Below are 16,320 nucleotides of genomic sequence, written 5' to 3'. Positions count from 1 at the left end.
GATATGATTTATACTCAAAATGTCACTTTTTCATATGCTGGAAAAGTGAATTTTGCTTTTCCAGATATTCGAACTGAAAGTGGGGAAACGCTTTTAATCACGGGTGGTTCTGGAAAAGGAAAAACAACGTTACTGCATTTGCTTGGTGGTTTGCTTCGCCCAAAATCTGGAACAATTTCCATCGGAGAAACTGAAATTTCGAAACTTTCTGAAAAGCAATTAGACCAGTTCAGAGGGAAAAATATCGGGCTCGTTTTACAACAGTCTCACTTCGTGGAAGCGTTTTCTGTTTTAGAAAACATTTCAATGGCTTCTTGGCTGGCAACCGGAAAAAAATCTGAAGAAAAGGCAAAATCACTTTTAAAACAATTGGATTTAGAAGACCAAATGCACAAATTGACTTCACAATTAAGTATTGGTCAACAGCAAAGAGTTTCAATTGCAAGAGCTTTAATTAATGAACCAAAACTACTTTTAGCAGACGAACCAACATCAAGTTTGGACGACGAAAATGCGTTTAAAGTGGCAGATTTGTTGAGTAATTTATCCAAAGAATATAAAGCTTCATTGATAGTTGTAACGCACGACCAAAGATTAAAAGACCGATTTTCTAACCAAATTTCTTTATAATGATAGCAAAATTAGCTTGGAAAAACATTTGGTTTAAACCTTTGAATACCGTTTTAAGCGTTATTTTATTGACTGCAAGTGTGGCAATTATTTCGCTTTTAATTTTATTGCAAGAACAATTTGAAAAACAATTTTCGAGCAATATCGATGGCGTTGACGTTGTTTTAGGAGCGCAAGGAAGCCCGTTGCAATTGATACTTTCTTCGGTTTATCAAGTCGATGCGCCAACCGGAAATATCAGTTATGACGATGCAAAAGTGTGGATGAAACATCCGTTTGTGAAGTCAGCGATTCCTTTGGCTTTTGGCGATAATTACCGCGGTTTTAAAATTGTGGGAACGACTCCAGAATATTTGGAGAAATTTGGAGCAAAAGTAACTTCCGGAAAAATCTTCAATAAAAATTTAGAAGTTGTCGTTGGAAGTGAAATTGCAAAAAAGCTTAATATAAAAGTAGGCGACAAATTTTTCGGTTCCCACGGCGATGCTGCTGAAGGTGAAGTTCATGAGGAATTTGAATACACCGTGTCTGGAATTGCCAGCCAAACCGGAAAAGTCGTTGATAATTTGATTCTGTCAAACGTTCAAAGTGTTTGGCAAATGCATGATCACGAACAAGAACATTCTGAAGCGGAAGAAAATCCGGACCACGGCGAAGAAGGACATATTCACTTTGAAGGTGACGAACACGAACATCACGAACACGATTCGCACAATCACGAAGAGCAAGCAATAGTTTCTGAAAACGGAAAAGAAATTACGGCAGTTTTGATCAAATTCAAGAATAAAATGGGTTTTGTGACTTGGCCAAGATTAGTGGCGCAAAACACAAAAATGCAAGCAGCTTCGCCAGCGGTTGAAATCAATCGACTTTTTTCTTTATTTGGAATTGGTCTTGAAGCCTTGCAATATCTGGCTTACGGAATTATGCTGATTTCCGGAATCAGTATTTTTATTGCTTTGTATAATACTTTAAAGGAACGAAAATACGAATTTGCTTTGTTGCGAGTTTCCGGAGCAAGCCGTTCGCAATTGCTTAGTTTGGTGCTTTTTGAAAGTATTTTGCTTTGCGTTACCGGATTTATTTTTGGCACCATTGTTGGGAGAATTGCACTGTTTTTCATTTCGTCCACAACTGATGAACAATATAAAATGACCTTTGATCCGTTTGCTTTTGTAATTGAGAAAGAGGGAATTTTATTTATAGTTACTATCTTTGTTGGAATCGTAGCAGCATTGATTCCTGCTATAAAAGCATACCGATTAAATATTTCAAAAACTTTAGCAAATGCGTAAAATATATTATTTATTAGGAGGGATTTTTGTTCTTTTCCTAACTTTAAAAATCAATAATTCTTCGGATGAGACAACTCCAACGGAAATTCAAACTGCAGGATTTGCTCCAGATTTTAGCAAAAGTACATTGCTTGAAAAAAGATCTTTTGTAGCTGTTGATACTTTAAATTGGAAGCTTTTGGGAATGATCAAATTCGTAAAAAAGCAACATAAAGATTATCCGGAAGGCGTGATGTTTCCCATCATAAATTCTACGTTAAAAGCGAAGAATAAAAAGCGAATTGCGATGTCTGGGTTTATTGTTCCGATAGATAACACGACTTATGCGCTGAGCAAAAATGTTTTTGCATCTTGTTTTTTCTGCGGTCAAGCGGGTCCCGAAACCATTATGGGAATTAAATTTAAAGGCGCAACGCCAAAGTTAAAAACAGATCAATATGTAACTTTAGAAGGAAATTTCAGAGTCAATGAAAATGACATCGAAGACTGGATTTACCATGTGGATGATGCCGTAATCGTAAAAGGAAAGTAATGTTAAAAACAAAAATTTCAGACGTATTTTTTGATTTAGATCACACACTTTGGGACTTTGAAAAAAATTCGGCATTGGCATTTGAAACCATTTTAAAAAAACACGGAATTCGAGTAGATGTTGCAGAATTTGTGGCAAAATATGTTCCGGTTAATTCAAGATATTGGAAGCTGTATCAAGATGATCAAGTCACGCAAGAACAGCTTCGTTATGGAAGATTAAAAGATGTTTTTGATACGATTAATTATGAAATTAGTGACGAAACAATTCATCTTTTAGCAGAAGAATACATTCATTACTTGCCTCAATACAACCATCTTTTTGAAGGAACGATTGAGCTTTTGAATTATTTAAAACCAAAATATAAGTTGCACATTATCACGAATGGTTTTAACCAAATTCAATTTAATAAATTGAAAAATTCCAACATTGCACATTATTTTGAAACGGTTACCAATTCTGAAAATGCAGGTTTTAAAAAACCGAATCCGCAGATTTTTCATTATGCTCTAGAAATTTCGAAATCAAATAAAGAAACCAGCGTAATGATTGGTGACAATTTTGAAGCAGATATTGAAGGAGCTTTAAACGTGGGAATTGACGCAATTATGTTTAACGAACACAATATTGAAGTTGCAGAAGACATAAAGCAAGTGAATAATTTACTAGCTTTGAAAAATTATTTATAGAAAATGAAAAAAATTATAGCGCTCTTTTTATTACTTTCAAGCGGATTGGTTTCTGCTCAAGATAACTTAAACGATTATCAATATGTAATCGTTCCTGTGAAATTTGATTTTTTATCATCAGAAAACCTTTATAGATTAAGTACAATTGCCAAACTTAATCTTACCAAATTAGGATTTAAAGTTTTTTACTCAAATGAGCAACTTCCAACTGAAGCATCGAGCGATCGTTGTGATAAACTCTATCTTAACATCGAAAAAAAACCTGCTTTGTTGCAAACAAAACTGGTTCTGGTTTTAAAAGACTGTCAAAATAAAGTGATTTTTGAAGGAGAAGAAGGAAAAAGTAGAGAAAAAGAACTTGCGGTCGCTTTTCCGGAAGCACTAGATAAAGCTTTTGTTTCGTTAAGACAAAAGGGTTATGCTTACAACGGAAAAGTTTTAACATCTGTGGTTGTTAGCAATAATTCAACATCATCGGTAAAAGAAGTCGTAAAGACGCAACCTGTTTCTTCACCAAAAATTGAAGAATCTGCTGATTATCTTTTTGCGCAACCAATCGCAAACGGATATCAATTAGTTGACAAAACGCCGAAAATAGTTTTAAAAATCTACAAAACATCACAGCCAGATTATTTCACAGCTCAAGGCGACGGAATCAATGGCGCATTGCTTAAAAAGAATGGCGAATGGGTTCTGGAATACTATAAAAATGACCAGCCAGTTTCAGAAAAACTCTTGATTAAATTTTAATAACCATATTTATCTTTCCAGCGATTTTTCAAGAATTCTCTTGTAGAAGCCTCTCTCGAATTATTTCCAGGAACATAAAAAGCAGTACTTTTAATTTCGTCGGGTAAAAACTCTTGCTCGGCGAAATTATTCTGATAATCGTGCGAATATTTATAATCTTCACCGTATCCCAATTCCTTCATTAATTTTGTCGGCGCATTTCTCAAATGTATCGGAACCGGCAAATCTCCGGTTTGTTTTACCACTTGTTGTGCCTTTCCAATGGCCAAATAACTCGCGTTGCTTTTTGGCGAAGTGGCCAAATAAACAGCACATTGGCTCAAAATAATTCTACTCTCCGGATAACCAATTGTCGAAACCGCCTGAAAAGTATTGTTTGCCATAATAAAAGCTGTAGGATTAGCATTCCCGATATCTTCACTTGACAAAATCAACATTCTTCGCGCAATAAATTTTACATCTTCGCCACCTTCAATCATTCTTGCCAGCCAGTAAACGGCGCCGTTCGGGTCGCTTCCGCGGATAGATTTGATGAAAGCCGAAACAATATCATAATGCTGTTCACCAGTTTTGTCATACAAAACCGTATTTTGTTGCACCAATTTTAAAACCGAATCATTCGTAATTACAATATTTTCTTCGTTGGAAGCATTCACCACCAAATCAAAAATATTCAACAATTTTCTTCCATCACCACCCGAAAGCCTCAATAAAGCCTCAGTTTCTTTAAGCTCGATGTTTTTCTGTTTCAAATAAATATCAGTTCGCATCGCTCTTTCAAGCAACGCTTCAAGGTCTGATTTTGAAAAAGCATTCAAAATATAAACCTGACAACGCGACAGTAAAGCGGGAATTACCTCAAAACTCGGGTTCTCGGTAGTTGCGCCAATCAGTGTTACCCAACCTTTTTCCACCGCAGCCAACAACGAATCCTGTTGTGATTTACTGAAACGGTGAATCTCGTCGATGAACAAAATTGGGTTTTTAGCCGTGAAAAGTCCGCCACTTTGCTTGGCTTTTTCAATCACATCACGAACATCTTTTACGCCAGAATTAATCGCGCTTAAGATATAAAACGGTCGTTTTGATTCCTGTGCGATGATTTGTGCCAACGTCGTTTTTCCCGTTCCCGGAGGTCCCCACAAAATCAATGACGGAATTAATCCTTTCGAAATTTGCTGTGTCAATGATCCCGATGGACCTACTAATTGTGGCTGTCCCAAATAATCTTCCAGTGACTGTGGTCTGATTCGTTCTGCTAAAGGTGCTTCCATATTACAAAATTACTGAATCAAGAAGACTTTATAAATAGTAACTACAAATAAAAATTTACGATATCCTCTCTAATTTTAAATAAATAGTCTACATTTATAAAAATATAACATTAAATTATAAATTATGGCAGTTTTAAAGGTTATTGAAGTTTTATCTAGTTCTACAGTTAGTTGGGAGGATGCAACAAAGAAAGCGGTATCTCAAGCAACAAAGACATTAAAAAATATTAGATCTGTTTATGTACAGGAGCAAAGCGCCTCAGTAAAGAATGGTCAAGTAGATGAGTTTAGAGTAAATCTAAAACTTACGTTCGAGATTGAATAATTTAAAAAGCGCTTCACGGCGCTTTTTTTTATGACAAAATAGCATAATTTTTTTTTGGTTGAGTTTTTGACTGTATGTTTAAAAACAGGAATGCAAGATACCGATATTAAATTTTCAACCTCAGTTGTAGCTTGGCCTATCTTTAGCGTCGTATTGCTTTGGATTGTTTTCTGGGCAGAAATCAGATTCAAATTAAATCTCACCGAACTCGGAATTTACCCCAGAACTTTTAAAGGCTTGCGTGGAATTATCTTCAGTCCATTTTTGCACGGCGATATTGAGCATCTTTACAATAATTCCATTCCGTTATTTCTTTTGGTAATGGCATTGCGTTTTTTTTATAGAAATCAAGCGCTAAAAGTCATCGGTTACGGAATTTTACTTTCCGGATTTTTGACTTGGGTAATTGGTCGAGAATCCTATCACATCGGTGCCAGCGGATTACTTTATGTGTTAGTCAGTTTCATATTTTTCAAAGGAATTCAAACGAAATATTACCGATTGGTTGCGGTTTCACTTACCATTATTTTATTGTACGGCGGGATGATTTGGTACATTTTCCCAGACGTGGAACAAGGAATTTCTTGGGAAGGTCATTTGGCAGGATTAATCACAGGATACGTTTTTTCATTGGCAATCAAAACTCCAGAATATCAAAAACCAATTGTTTATGATTGGGAAAAACCAGATTACAATTCAGAAGACGATATGTTTATGAGGCATTTTGATGAAAATGGAAATTTTAAAAATCTACCAAAACCAGAAGAATTGCAGGTTGTGGATGCGGAATATTTTTATGCGAATCAAAATGTGTTTTATACTGTTGTGCCAAATATTTCTTCAGAAATTCACGAAGAAAACACGGATGTTCAAAAAGAATAAAACCGCAGATTTACAGATTCATTTTAAAAATCTGCGAATCTGCGGTTATTTTTATTTTAGAAAATTTTCGGCTCCAGCCAAATCTTTTTAGACAAAGTATTTCGACACAGATTGGAACCTGCGTTTACAAAAAGGCGAAAAGTTTCTCAAATAGCCCTGATGCTGGAATTGTTTGAGCTCTTGTGCCAGCCTAAAAAGCTGGCACAAAGCGAGTTCTTGCAGCAGGAAATGCAATTGCCGATATAGCACTCGTGATTCGCTACAAACAAAAAAGAAACCGCAGATTTAAAGAATATTAAAATCTTCAAATCTGCGGTTATTTATCTTGAAATTTAAGTTCTTAGCTTCTTTGGCGAACGGCTTCATAAAGAAAAGCGCCACAAGCCACGGATACGTTCAATGAAGAAATCGTACCAAACATTGGCAGTTTTGCTTTTTCGTCCACGATTTTCAGAACCGATGGATTAACACCGCGGTCTTCAGAACCCATGATGATGGCAACGGGCTCGTTCAATGCGATGTCGTAAATGTTTTGGTCTGTTTTTTCAGTCGCGGCAACGGTTTTGATTCCAGAACCTTGAAGTTGGAAAATCGCGTCTTTAATGTGTTCCACTTTGCAGATTGGCACGTTGAAAACAGCTCCTGCAGAGGTTTTTACCGTATCACCATTTACTGGCGCAGAACCCGCTTTTTGAACAATAATTCCGTTAACACCGGTGCATTCTGCAGTTCTGATGATGGCGCCAAAGTTTCTGGCGTCAGAGATTTGGTCCAAAATTAAAAATAGGGGAGTCTTGCCACTTTCAAGGACAGATTCGATTAAAGTTTCTAAATCTTGGAACGAAATTGGAGCAATTGTCGCCACGGCACCTTGATGGTTGTTTGGCGTCAAACGGTTCAGTTTTTCGACAGGAACATATGTGAAATTCACGCTGGCGCGCTTCATGACTTTCATCAAGTCTTTCATTAATTCGCCTGAAATGTCTTTTTGAATGAAGACTTTGTCAACTTCTTTTCCTGCCTGAATAGCTTCAATTATTGCTCTGATTCCGAAGATTTGGTGTTCTTTTTCCATGGCGCAAAGATATAAAAACAAATTTGGCTATTTTAATTTATTTTTTCTAGCTTTTTTCGATTAAAATCTAGCCTTAAAACTGATATGAACAATCGAGTTTGAGAGTTTAATTTGCTGGTCGTCCGTGCTTCCGTTGGCGTAAATTAAATTGAATAAACCGTTTTTTGTAAGCAATCCGAAACCAAAACCCAGTCCGAGTAAATTTCCTTCGTTGTCGGTTGTTTTGTCTTGGAAATAGCCGAAATCAATAATCGAATGCACATAAATTGTGGGAGCGACAACATATCGATATTCCGTTAAAATCGAATAAAAAGCATTGGCTTGCAGACTATTTTCGTTAAAACCGCGAATCGAATTGATACCGCCAAATCGATACAATTCATTGGTGATATAGTCTTCGCTTTGCAAATAAAAACTCTGGCTTCGCAGATAAACTATGTTTTTTTCGTTCAAATATAAATTCTTCCGAAGGTCGATGTTGGCAAAAAACTGATTGTTATTTGAATTTTCAGAAGTTCGTTTTCCGGTTCCGCCTTTAATATTAACCAAAGTTTTCTCTGGAAAAAAATAATCATCATTTTTAAATTGGGTGAATTCAAAATTTCCGGTTACAAAAGAATTTTCGAAATCGGCAATTGTGGAGCCTTCCAGATTTTGGATATCATTGGAAGTAGCAGATTGATACCCGACGTAAAGCCTCGTATTGTAATTGAAATAATAGCCCAAATCGATCGCTGTCTGCGTGTTCTGAAACGTGCTGTCTTGCTTGAAAATATTCAGCGAAGCCTTCATTCCCACTGGTGTTCTGAACATATACGGCAATTCGAGCGCGGCGTTAAAAGTCGTCTGTTTGTTTCCGTCACTTTTCCAATACAAATTAAAACGCTCGCCAACATTCAAGGAATTGACCAAAAGCAAATCTAAATAACCGTTGATTTTCAAATCGCCATTGTCGTCGTTTCCAAAGCCGATAAATCCGTCGAAGCGGTTTGGCTTTGCTTTTTCGACATAAACATAAACTTTTGTGGTATCGGTTTTGAATAAAATCTCCGGATATTTGGTCTGATTTACAAATTGAAATTTTTCAAAATCAGCGTGGATACTTTTTAAGGTTTCCTGATTGAATACTTTATTTTTATAACGACGCCTGATTTCTTTTTTATGGCCTTCCGGAAATTTATCATATCCGTTAATCACGATGTCGTTCACTTCCCGAAGCTTTTCGGTTTTAAAATCTAAATCGGCATACAAAATATTCTTTTCGTTTTTCAAATTAACCAATCGCAATTTTGCCAGCGAATAACCTTTTCGTTCTAATTTGTTTAATGTGGCGTTTAAAAAAGTTTCTGTTTCAGAAAAAGGCATCGTCAGCGTATCCTTGTTTTGGTCCAAAATCTCCAAATTTTGCAACTCAGAATTCCTACCTATATATATATGTATAAAATTCGTGCGGTTTCCCACTTGAAATCGGAACAAAAATGTACTGTCATTGTCTTTTTTGTTCTCCAAGATTTGGTTTTCGAGATAACCAAGGCGTTTTAATTTCTCAGAAAAGGAATTGGCTTCGTCCACAACACTTTTTGCATTAGCGTGATTTTTTAAATATCCAATCGAATCAATTTTCTTATTTTCCCGTTCTGAATCGGCCGTGATTTTCAAATACAGATTTTGTCCCAAAGCATTGAGATTTAAAAAAATAAAAAAGAAGAATATCAAAAATCTTTTCAAGTAGTATAAAATTTTGGAGCGAATGGCTCGGGCTTTATTGGTAATCTATTTTCCATCAGTCCCGATGCTTCGGGATATTAGAAAAACTATCTGTAACTTTTTAAACGTCAGTAAAAGTAACGCAAAAAACCACGGAATAATATATAAAAAATAAATGTTTGGTCAATGTGTTTGAAAATTAATCGATTAACGTTTGTTTAAAAAAAAAATATTCATACATTTGCAACCCCGTAAAAAGCGGGAAATTTAAATCATAAGAAATTTTTAGTATTAATTATGCCAACAATTCAACAATTAGTAAGAACTGGAAGAACTCAGATAACTAAGAAGAGTAAATCGGTTGCTTTAGATTCTTGTCCTCAAAGAAGAGGGGTTTGTACGCGTGTTTACACTACTACACCAAAAAAACCAAACTCTGCAATGCGTAAAGTTGCGCGTGTACGTTTGACAAATGGTAATGAAGTGAATGCTTACATCCCTGGAGAAGGACACAATTTACAAGAGCACTCGATAGTATTAGTTAGGGGTGGAAGGGTAAAAGATTTACCAGGAGTTAGATACCACATCGTTCGTGGAGCGCTTGATACATCAGGTGTTGCAGGAAGAACGCAAAGAAGATCTAAGTATGGTGCTAAACGCCCAAAAGAAGCAAAAAAGTAATCTTAAACACGTTATAAGTTAAAAGGGCACGTTTTTATACGATGAACATTAGCGAGTAACAAAAAAACGAAGAAATGAGAAAAAGACAGGCCAAAAAAAGACCTCTTTTGCCAGATCCAAAATTTAACGATCAGTTAGTAACACGTTTCGTGAACAACTTGATGTGGGATGGTAAAAAATCAACTGCTTTCAAAGTGTTCTATGATGCATTAGAAATCGTAGAAAACAAGAAACAAGACGCAGAAAAATCTTCATTGGAAATCTGGAAAGATGCCTTGACAAACGTTATGCCTCACGTAGAAGTACGTAGCCGTAGAGTTGGTGGAGCTACATTCCAAATCCCAATGCAAATCAGACCAGACAGAAAAATCTCTATGGCAATGAAGTGGATGATACTTTATGCACGTAGAAGAAATGAGAAATCTATGGCTCAAAAACTAGCTTCTGAAGTTTTAGCTGCTGCTAAAGAAGAAGGTGCTGCTGTTAAAAAGAGAATGGATACTCACAAAATGGCTGAAGCAAATAAAGCATTCTCTCACTTTAGATTTTAATCATTAAGAAATGGCTAGAGATTTAAAATACACAAGAAATATCGGGATTGCTGCTCACATTGATGCTGGTAAAACAACAACAACAGAGCGTATCCTTTTTTATACTGGAAAATCACACAAAATTGGTGAGGTGCACGATGGTGCTGCAACAATGGACTGGATGGCACAAGAGCAAGAAAGAGGTATTACAATTACTTCTGCTGCTACAACTTGCGAATGGAACTTTCCAACTGAGCAAGGAAAAGTGCTTCCTGAATCATTACCTTATCACTTTAACATCATTGATACTCCTGGACACGTGGATTTTACCGTAGAGGTAAACCGTTCTTTGAGAGTATTAGATGGATTGGTTTTCTTGTTTAGTGCAGTTGATGGTGTTGAGCCTCAATCTGAGACTAACTGGAGACTTGCTGATCAATACAGAGTTCCACGTATGGGATTCGTTAACAAAATGGATCGTCAAGGTTCTAACTTTTTGGCAGTTTGTCAACAAGTTAGAGATATGCTAAAATCAAACGCAGTTGCGATCACTTTGCCAATTGGTGAAGAAAATGATTTCAAAGGTGTTGTGGATTTAGTAAAAAACCAAGCTATTGTTTGGCATGATGCAACTCAGGGAGCTACTTTCGATATTATCGATATTCCAGCTGACATGGTTGCTGAAGTTAAAGAATACAGAGACATTCTTATTGAAGCAGTTGCTGATTATGATGAGAACCTTCTTGATAAATACATGGAAAATCCAGATTCTATTACTGAAGAGGAAATCAATAACGCTTTAAGAGCGGCTACTATGGATATGGCTATCATTCCGATGATTGCTGGTTCTTCTTTCAAAAACAAAGGAGTTCAGTTCATGTTAGATGCTGTATGTAAGTATTTGCCATCTCCAATGGACAAAGAAGGTATCGAAGGAATTCATCCTGATGATGCTGAATTGTTAGAGGAGGATCAAACTAAAATCTTGCGTAAGCCAGATGTAAAAGAGCCTTTCGCTGCTTTGGCATTTAAGATTGCTACTGACCCATTCGTAGGTCGTTTGGCTTTCTTCCGTGCTTATTCAGGAAGACTTGATGCTGGATCTTATGTATTGAATACACGTTCTGGAAACAAAGAAAGAATTTCTCGTATCTACCAAATGCACGCTAACAAACAAAATCCAATCGAGTATATCGAAGCTGGAGATATTGGAGCGGCAGTTGGATTTAAAGATATCAAAACTGGAGATACATTGTGTGATGAAAAACACCCAATCATTCTTGAGTCAATGAAATTCCCTGCACCGGTAATTGGTATTGCTATTGAGCCTAAAACAAAAGCTGACGTAGATAAAATGGGTATGGCTTTAGCTAAATTAGCTGAAGAAGATCCAACATTTACAGTTAGAACTGATGAGGCTTCTGGTCAAACAATTATCTCAGGTATGGGTGAGCTTCACTTGGATATCCTTGTAGATCGTATGAAACGTGAATTTAAAGTTGAAGTGAACCAAGGTGAGCCTCAAGTTGAATACAAAGAAGCGTTTACAAGAGATGCTCAACATAGAGAAACTTACAAAAAACAATCAGGTGGTCGTGGTAAATTCGGTGATATCGTATTTAAACTTGAGCCAGCTGAAGAAGTTGACGGTAAAGTTCCTGTAGGATTGCAGTTTATCAATGCAGTTAAAGGTGGTAACGTTCCTAAAGAATATATTCCATCTGTAGAAAAAGGTTTCAGAGAAGCTATGAAAACTGGTCCTTTAGCAGGATACCAAGTTGATAGCTTGAAAGTAACGTTGTTAGACGGATCTTTCCACCCGGTGGATTCTGATGCACTTTCTTTTGAATTAGCGGCAAGAATGGGTTATAGAGAAGTGGCTAAAGCTGCTGGAGCTGTAATTCTTGAGCCAATCATGAAAATGGAAGTAATCACGCCAGAAGAAAACATGGGAGATATCGTTGGTGATATTAACCGTCGTAGAGGTCAGGTGAATGATATGGGTGACAGAAATGGTGCTAAAACAATCAAAGCTGATGTGCCTTTGTCTGAAATGTTTGGATATGTAACAACATTAAGAACATTATCATCAGGTAGAGCTACTTCAACAATGGAGTTTTCTCACTATGCTGAAACACCTTCTAATATATCTGAAGCGGTAATCAAAAAAGCAAAAGGTAACGCTTAATTCTAAAGAAAATGAGTCAAAAAATCAGAATAAAATTAAAATCTTACGATCACATGTTGGTAGACAAGTCTGCTGAAAAGATTGTAAAAACCGTAAAAAGTACGGGTGCTGTTGTAACGGGTCCAATTCCATTGCCAACTCACAAAAAACTTTTCACTGTATTGCGTTCTCCGCACGTTAACAAAAAAGCGAGAGAGCAGTTTGAAGTAATGTCATACAAAAGATTGATTGACATTTATTCTTCTTCATCTAAAACTATTGACGCTCTAATGAAATTAGAGTTGCCAAGTGGAGTAGAAGTAGAGATCAAAGTATAATTTTCTATTATATTTTATAAAAAAAAGCGAGACAGAAATGTTTCGCTTTTTTGTGTTTTAATAGTTTAAGAATTAAATTTTTTTAAAAAGTAAATTTTACTGTAATCTCTTTTGTGGTGCGGATTCACATAATTTTTGGTTTGTAGAAAACAAGAATGTTTTTGAAAGTGCTAATTATGTTTTGTATGTAATTTGAGTTTGCTGATATTTTAAATTTTTCTTAGAATTTAATAATCAGCTATTTAATTTTTGTAACTGTTTGGTATATTCGATTTTAATAGCTACTTTTGCACTCCCTGTTTGGAAACTTATGTGGATTTCAAATTGAAGGGAATTTTTAATAATCAATAATTAATTTTTATGTCTGGGTTAATTGGTAGAAAAATCGGCATGACTAGCATTTTCGACGAAAACGGGAAAAACATTCCTTGTACAGTAATCGAAGCTGGGCCATGCGTTGTTACCCAAGTCAGAACCAAAGGTGTTGACGGGTATGAAGCGTTACAACTTGGTTTCGATGACAAAAACGAGAAACACTCCACTAAAGCGGCTACTGGTCACTTTAAAAAAGCTGGAACTGTTGCGAAGAAAAAAGTCGTTGAATTCAAGTTTGAAAACGAGTACAATTTAGGTGATGTATTAACAGTAGATGTTTTTACAGAAGGTGAATTCGTAGATGTTCAAGGTACATCAAAAGGTAAAGGTTTTCAAGGGGTTGTTAAACGTCACGGTTTTGGTGGTGTTGGACAAGCAACTCACGGTCAACACAACCGTTTGAGAGCACCAGGATCTGTAGGAGCTTCTTCTTATCCTTCTAGAGTATTCAAAGGAATGCGTATGGCAGGAAGAATGGGAACTGATAAGGTAACTGTTCAAAACTTAAAGGTTTTGAAAGTTGTTGCTGACAAGAACCTACTTTTAGTTAAAGGATGTGTTCCAGGACACACTAACTCTTATGTAATCATTCAGAAGTAATGGAAGTAAAAGTTTTAAATTTCAACGGAAAAGAAACTGGCAGAACGATCACTCTTTCTGATTCAGTATTCGCAATTGAGCCAAATAATCACGCAGTATACCTTGATGTGAAGCAATATCTTGCTAATCAAAGACAAGGAACGCACAAAGCTAAAGAAAGAGCTGAAGTTGCAGGATCTACTCGTAAGATTAAAAAGCAAAAAGGAACTGGTACAGCTCGTGCTGGTAGTGCAAAAAACCCTTTGTTTAAAGGTGGAGGTACAGTTTTCGGTCCAAGACCAAGAAGTTATTCATTCAAATTGAATAAAAACTTGAAAAGATTGGCTAGAAAATCTGCTTTCTCAATCAAGGCAAAAGAATCAAATATTACAGTTCTTGAAGACTTCACATTTGATACTCCAAACACTAAAAATTTCATTAACGTTTTGAAAGCTTTAGGGTTAGAGAATAAAAAATCTTTATTCGTGTTGGGAGAGTCAAATAAAAATGTATATTTGTCATCACGTAATTTGAAGACATCTAGCGTTGTAAGTAGTTCAGAATTAAGTACTTATGCTATTTTAAATGCAAATAATTTGGTGCTTTTAGAAGGATCTTTAGAAGGAATTGAAGAAAATTTAAGCAAATAATAAGCTATGAGTATTATAATTAAACCAATTATCACAGAAAAAATCACCAAAGAAGGTGAGCTTTTCAATCGTTTTGGATTTATTGTAGATAAAAAAGCAAACAAAATTCAAATTAAGAATGCTGTAGAGGCTGCTTATGGAATTTCAGTTGTTGAAGTAAATACAATGAACTACAGAGCTGATAGATCAACGAAGTACACTAAGAGTGGTATCATCAATGGAAAGACAAATGCTTACAAAAAAGCGATTGTTCAAGTACAAGAAGGAGAAACCATCGATTTTTATAATAATATCTAAAATAAGGCAGAAACATGTCAGTTAGAAAATTAAAACCTATTACCCCGGGTCAGCGTTTTAGAGTTGTTAATGGTTTTGACGCCATTACAACTGATAAGCCGGAGCGTTCATTGATCGCACCGATAAAAAACTCAGGCGGTAGAAATAGTCAAGGAAAGATGACCATGCGTTATACGGGTGGTGGTCACAAGCAGAGATATCGTATCATCGATTTCAAAAGAACTAAAGCAGGAATTCCAGCTTCAGTAAAATCTATTGAATATGATCCAAATCGTACTGCGTTTATCGCTTTGTTAGCTTATGCTGATGGAGAGAAAACTTATATTATCGCACAAAACGGATTGCAAGTTGGTCAGAAAGTAGTTTCTGGTGAAGATGCGTCTCCTGAAATCGGTAATACATTGCCTTTGAGTAAAATTCCTTTGGGAACTGTTATTTCTTGTATTGAATTGCGTCCAGGTCAAGGAGCTGTAATTGCTCGTTCTGCTGGAACTTTCGCTCAATTAATGGCAAGAGATGGAAAATATGCTACAATTAAAATGCCATCAGGTGAAACAAGATTAATCTTGCTTACTTGTTCAGCTACAATTGGAGCAGTATCTAATTCTGATCATCAATTAGTTGTATCTGGAAAAGCAGGTAGATCTAGATGGTTAGGTAGAAGACCAAGAACAAGACCAGTTGCAATGAACCCTGTGGATCACCCAATGGGTGGTGGTGAAGGACGTTCTTCTGGAGGACACCCGCGTTCTAGAAACGGAATACCTGCTAAAGGTTATAGAACCCGTTCTAAGAAAAACCCGAGTAACAAGTATATCGTAGAACGTAGAAAGAAATAATAAGATATGGCACGTTCATTAAAAAAAGGACCTTTTGTTCACTACAAGTTAGATAAAAAAGTTCAAGCAAACGTAGAAAGTGGTAAAAATAGTGTAGTAAAGACTTGGTCTAGAGCTTCTATGATTACTCCAGATTTTGTTGGACAAACTATCGCAGTTCACAACGGTCGTCAGTTTGTACCAGTTTACGTAACAGAAAACATGGTAGGTCACAAATTAGGAGAATTTTCACCAACAAGATCTTTTAGAGGTCACGCTGGAGCAAAAAACAAAGGTAAAAAATAAGAAGCAATGGGAGTTCGTAAAAGAGAAAGAGCTGAAGGCATCAAAGAAGCTAACAAGCAGATTGCCTTCGCAAAATTGAATAACTGCCCTACTTCACCTAGAAAAATGCGTTTAGTAGCAGATCTAGTAAGAGGTCAGAAAGTGGAAAGAGCTTTGAATATATTAAGATTCAGTTCTAAAGAAGCTTCAAGAAAGTTAGAAAAACTTTTGTTATCTGCAATCAACAATTGGGAGCAGAAAAATGCAGAAGGTAACGTAGCTGAAGCAGGCTTAATCGTTAAAGAGATCAGAGTAGATGGTGGAATGATGTTGAAAAGACTTCGTCCAGCTCCACAAGGTCGCGCACACAGAATTAGAAAACGTTCTAACCACGTAACAATCGTATTAGGACAATTAGATAACACACAAGCAAATAATTAA

The 16,320-nt window shown here is 36.1% G+C and carries 20 protein-coding genes; 17 read left to right on the top strand and 3 right to left on the bottom strand.

The window, feature by feature from the left end:
* The first annotated feature begins 3 nt into the window (after positions 1–3).
* The 5 genes from ACFPVY_RS07540 to ACFPVY_RS07520 are packed head-to-tail and all read left to right on the top strand — an operon-like array spanning position 4 to position 3,896.
* Positions 4–630, top strand: coding sequence for an ABC transporter ATP-binding protein (locus tag ACFPVY_RS07540; RefSeq protein ID WP_379791350.1), 627 nt, complete (start codon positions 4–6; stop codon positions 628–630).
* Positions 630–1,925: an ABC transporter permease gene (locus tag ACFPVY_RS07535; protein ID WP_379791349.1), complete on the top strand. Its 1,296-nt coding sequence runs from the start codon at positions 630–632 to the stop codon at positions 1,923–1,925. The genes ACFPVY_RS07540 and ACFPVY_RS07535 overlap by 1 nt, the downstream gene beginning before the upstream one ends.
* Positions 1,918–2,457 carry a hypothetical protein gene (locus tag ACFPVY_RS07530; RefSeq protein WP_379791348.1) on the top strand — a complete coding sequence of 180 codons (540 nt, stop codon included), beginning with the start codon at positions 1,918–1,920 and terminating at the stop codon, positions 2,455–2,457. The genes ACFPVY_RS07535 and ACFPVY_RS07530 overlap by 8 nt, the downstream gene beginning before the upstream one ends.
* Positions 2,457–3,146, top strand: a complete 690-nt coding sequence (locus ACFPVY_RS07525; RefSeq protein ID WP_379791347.1) for a YjjG family noncanonical pyrimidine nucleotidase — start codon at positions 2,457–2,459, stop codon at positions 3,144–3,146. The genes ACFPVY_RS07530 and ACFPVY_RS07525 overlap by 1 nt, the downstream gene beginning before the upstream one ends.
* Before the next feature lie 3 nt (positions 3,147–3,149).
* On the top strand, positions 3,150–3,896 hold the full coding sequence (locus ACFPVY_RS07520) for a hypothetical protein (protein WP_379791346.1): 747 nt from the start codon (positions 3,150–3,152) through the stop codon (positions 3,894–3,896).
* On the opposite strand, the gene ACFPVY_RS07515 is transcribed toward ACFPVY_RS07520, so the two are convergent.
* Positions 3,893–5,170 (bottom strand): replication-associated recombination protein A, encoded by a 1,278-nt coding sequence (locus ACFPVY_RS07515; RefSeq protein ID WP_379791345.1) that lies wholly within the window; start codon positions 5,168–5,170, stop codon positions 3,893–3,895. The genes ACFPVY_RS07520 and ACFPVY_RS07515 overlap by 4 nt on opposite strands.
* 124 nt (positions 5,171–5,294) lie before the next feature.
* Here ACFPVY_RS07515 and ACFPVY_RS07510 point away from each other — a divergent pair, with 124 nt between their 5' ends.
* Together ACFPVY_RS07510 and ACFPVY_RS07505 are read left to right on the top strand one after the other, a co-directional pair.
* Positions 5,295–5,495, top strand: coding sequence for a dodecin family protein (locus tag ACFPVY_RS07510; protein WP_379791344.1), 201 nt, complete (start codon positions 5,295–5,297; stop codon positions 5,493–5,495).
* A gap of 90 nt (positions 5,496–5,585) precedes the next feature.
* Positions 5,586–6,377, top strand: a complete 792-nt coding sequence (locus tag ACFPVY_RS07505; protein WP_379791343.1) for a rhomboid family intramembrane serine protease — start codon at positions 5,586–5,588, stop codon at positions 6,375–6,377.
* A 340-nt stretch (positions 6,378–6,717) separates the two neighbouring features.
* Here ACFPVY_RS07505 and rlmB read toward each other — a convergent pair whose 3' ends face one another.
* Both rlmB and ACFPVY_RS07495 read right to left on the bottom strand, forming a co-directional pair.
* Positions 6,718–7,452 carry a 23S rRNA (guanosine(2251)-2'-O)-methyltransferase RlmB gene (rlmB, locus tag ACFPVY_RS07500; RefSeq protein ID WP_379791342.1) on the bottom strand — a complete coding sequence of 245 codons (735 nt, stop codon included), beginning with the start codon at positions 7,450–7,452 and terminating at the stop codon, positions 6,718–6,720.
* Between the two features lie 60 nt (positions 7,453–7,512).
* Positions 7,513–9,129, bottom strand: coding sequence for a BamA/TamA family outer membrane protein (locus tag ACFPVY_RS07495; RefSeq protein WP_379791341.1), 1,617 nt, complete (start codon positions 9,127–9,129; stop codon positions 7,513–7,515).
* A gap of 327 nt (positions 9,130–9,456) precedes the next feature.
* Here ACFPVY_RS07495 and rpsL point away from each other — a divergent pair, with 327 nt between their 5' ends.
* From rpsL to rplV, 10 genes are all read left to right on the top strand, one after another.
* Positions 9,457–9,840, top strand: a complete 384-nt coding sequence (gene rpsL, locus ACFPVY_RS07490) for a 30S ribosomal protein S12 (RefSeq protein ID WP_007136570.1) — start codon at positions 9,457–9,459, stop codon at positions 9,838–9,840.
* A 74-nt stretch (positions 9,841–9,914) separates the two neighbouring features.
* Positions 9,915–10,391: a 30S ribosomal protein S7 gene (rpsG, locus tag ACFPVY_RS07485; RefSeq protein WP_121376831.1), complete on the top strand. Its 477-nt coding sequence runs from the start codon at positions 9,915–9,917 to the stop codon at positions 10,389–10,391.
* A 10-nt stretch (positions 10,392–10,401) separates the two neighbouring features.
* A complete protein-coding gene (gene fusA, locus ACFPVY_RS07480; protein WP_379791340.1) occupies positions 10,402–12,558 on the top strand; it encodes an elongation factor G in 2,157 nt (718 codons plus the stop codon).
* An 11-nt stretch (positions 12,559–12,569) separates the two neighbouring features.
* Entirely contained in the window at positions 12,570–12,875 is a 306-nt protein-coding gene (gene rpsJ, locus ACFPVY_RS07475) for a 30S ribosomal protein S10 (RefSeq protein WP_011963470.1), read from the top strand.
* Between the two features lie 360 nt (positions 12,876–13,235).
* Positions 13,236–13,850 (top strand): 50S ribosomal protein L3, encoded by a 615-nt coding sequence (gene rplC, locus ACFPVY_RS07470; protein ID WP_379791339.1) that lies wholly within the window; start codon positions 13,236–13,238, stop codon positions 13,848–13,850.
* Positions 13,850–14,479 (top strand): 50S ribosomal protein L4, encoded by a 630-nt coding sequence (gene rplD, locus ACFPVY_RS07465; RefSeq protein ID WP_379791338.1) that lies wholly within the window; start codon positions 13,850–13,852, stop codon positions 14,477–14,479. Before rplC ends, rplD begins: the two co-directional genes overlap by 1 nt.
* Positions 14,480–14,485: 6 nt before the next feature.
* Entirely contained in the window at positions 14,486–14,776 is a 291-nt protein-coding gene (rplW, locus tag ACFPVY_RS07460; protein WP_125011411.1) for a 50S ribosomal protein L23, read from the top strand.
* A 14-nt stretch (positions 14,777–14,790) separates the two neighbouring features.
* Entirely contained in the window at positions 14,791–15,615 is an 825-nt protein-coding gene (gene rplB, locus ACFPVY_RS07455; RefSeq protein WP_379791337.1) for a 50S ribosomal protein L2, read from the top strand.
* 6 nt (positions 15,616–15,621) lie between these two features.
* Entirely contained in the window at positions 15,622–15,900 is a 279-nt protein-coding gene (gene rpsS / locus ACFPVY_RS07450; RefSeq protein WP_125011409.1) for a 30S ribosomal protein S19, read from the top strand.
* Positions 15,901–15,906: 6 nt separating this feature from the next.
* Entirely contained in the window at positions 15,907–16,320 is a 414-nt protein-coding gene (gene rplV / locus ACFPVY_RS07445; protein ID WP_026706244.1) for a 50S ribosomal protein L22, read from the top strand.

It is taken from the genome of Flavobacterium qiangtangense (assembly GCF_042658345.1).
GTDB lineage: Bacteria > Bacteroidota > Bacteroidia > Flavobacteriales > Flavobacteriaceae > Flavobacterium > Flavobacterium qiangtangense.
The sequence above is the reverse complement of the archived record's forward strand: the minus strand, read 5'-3'. Positions and strand labels throughout refer to the sequence as shown.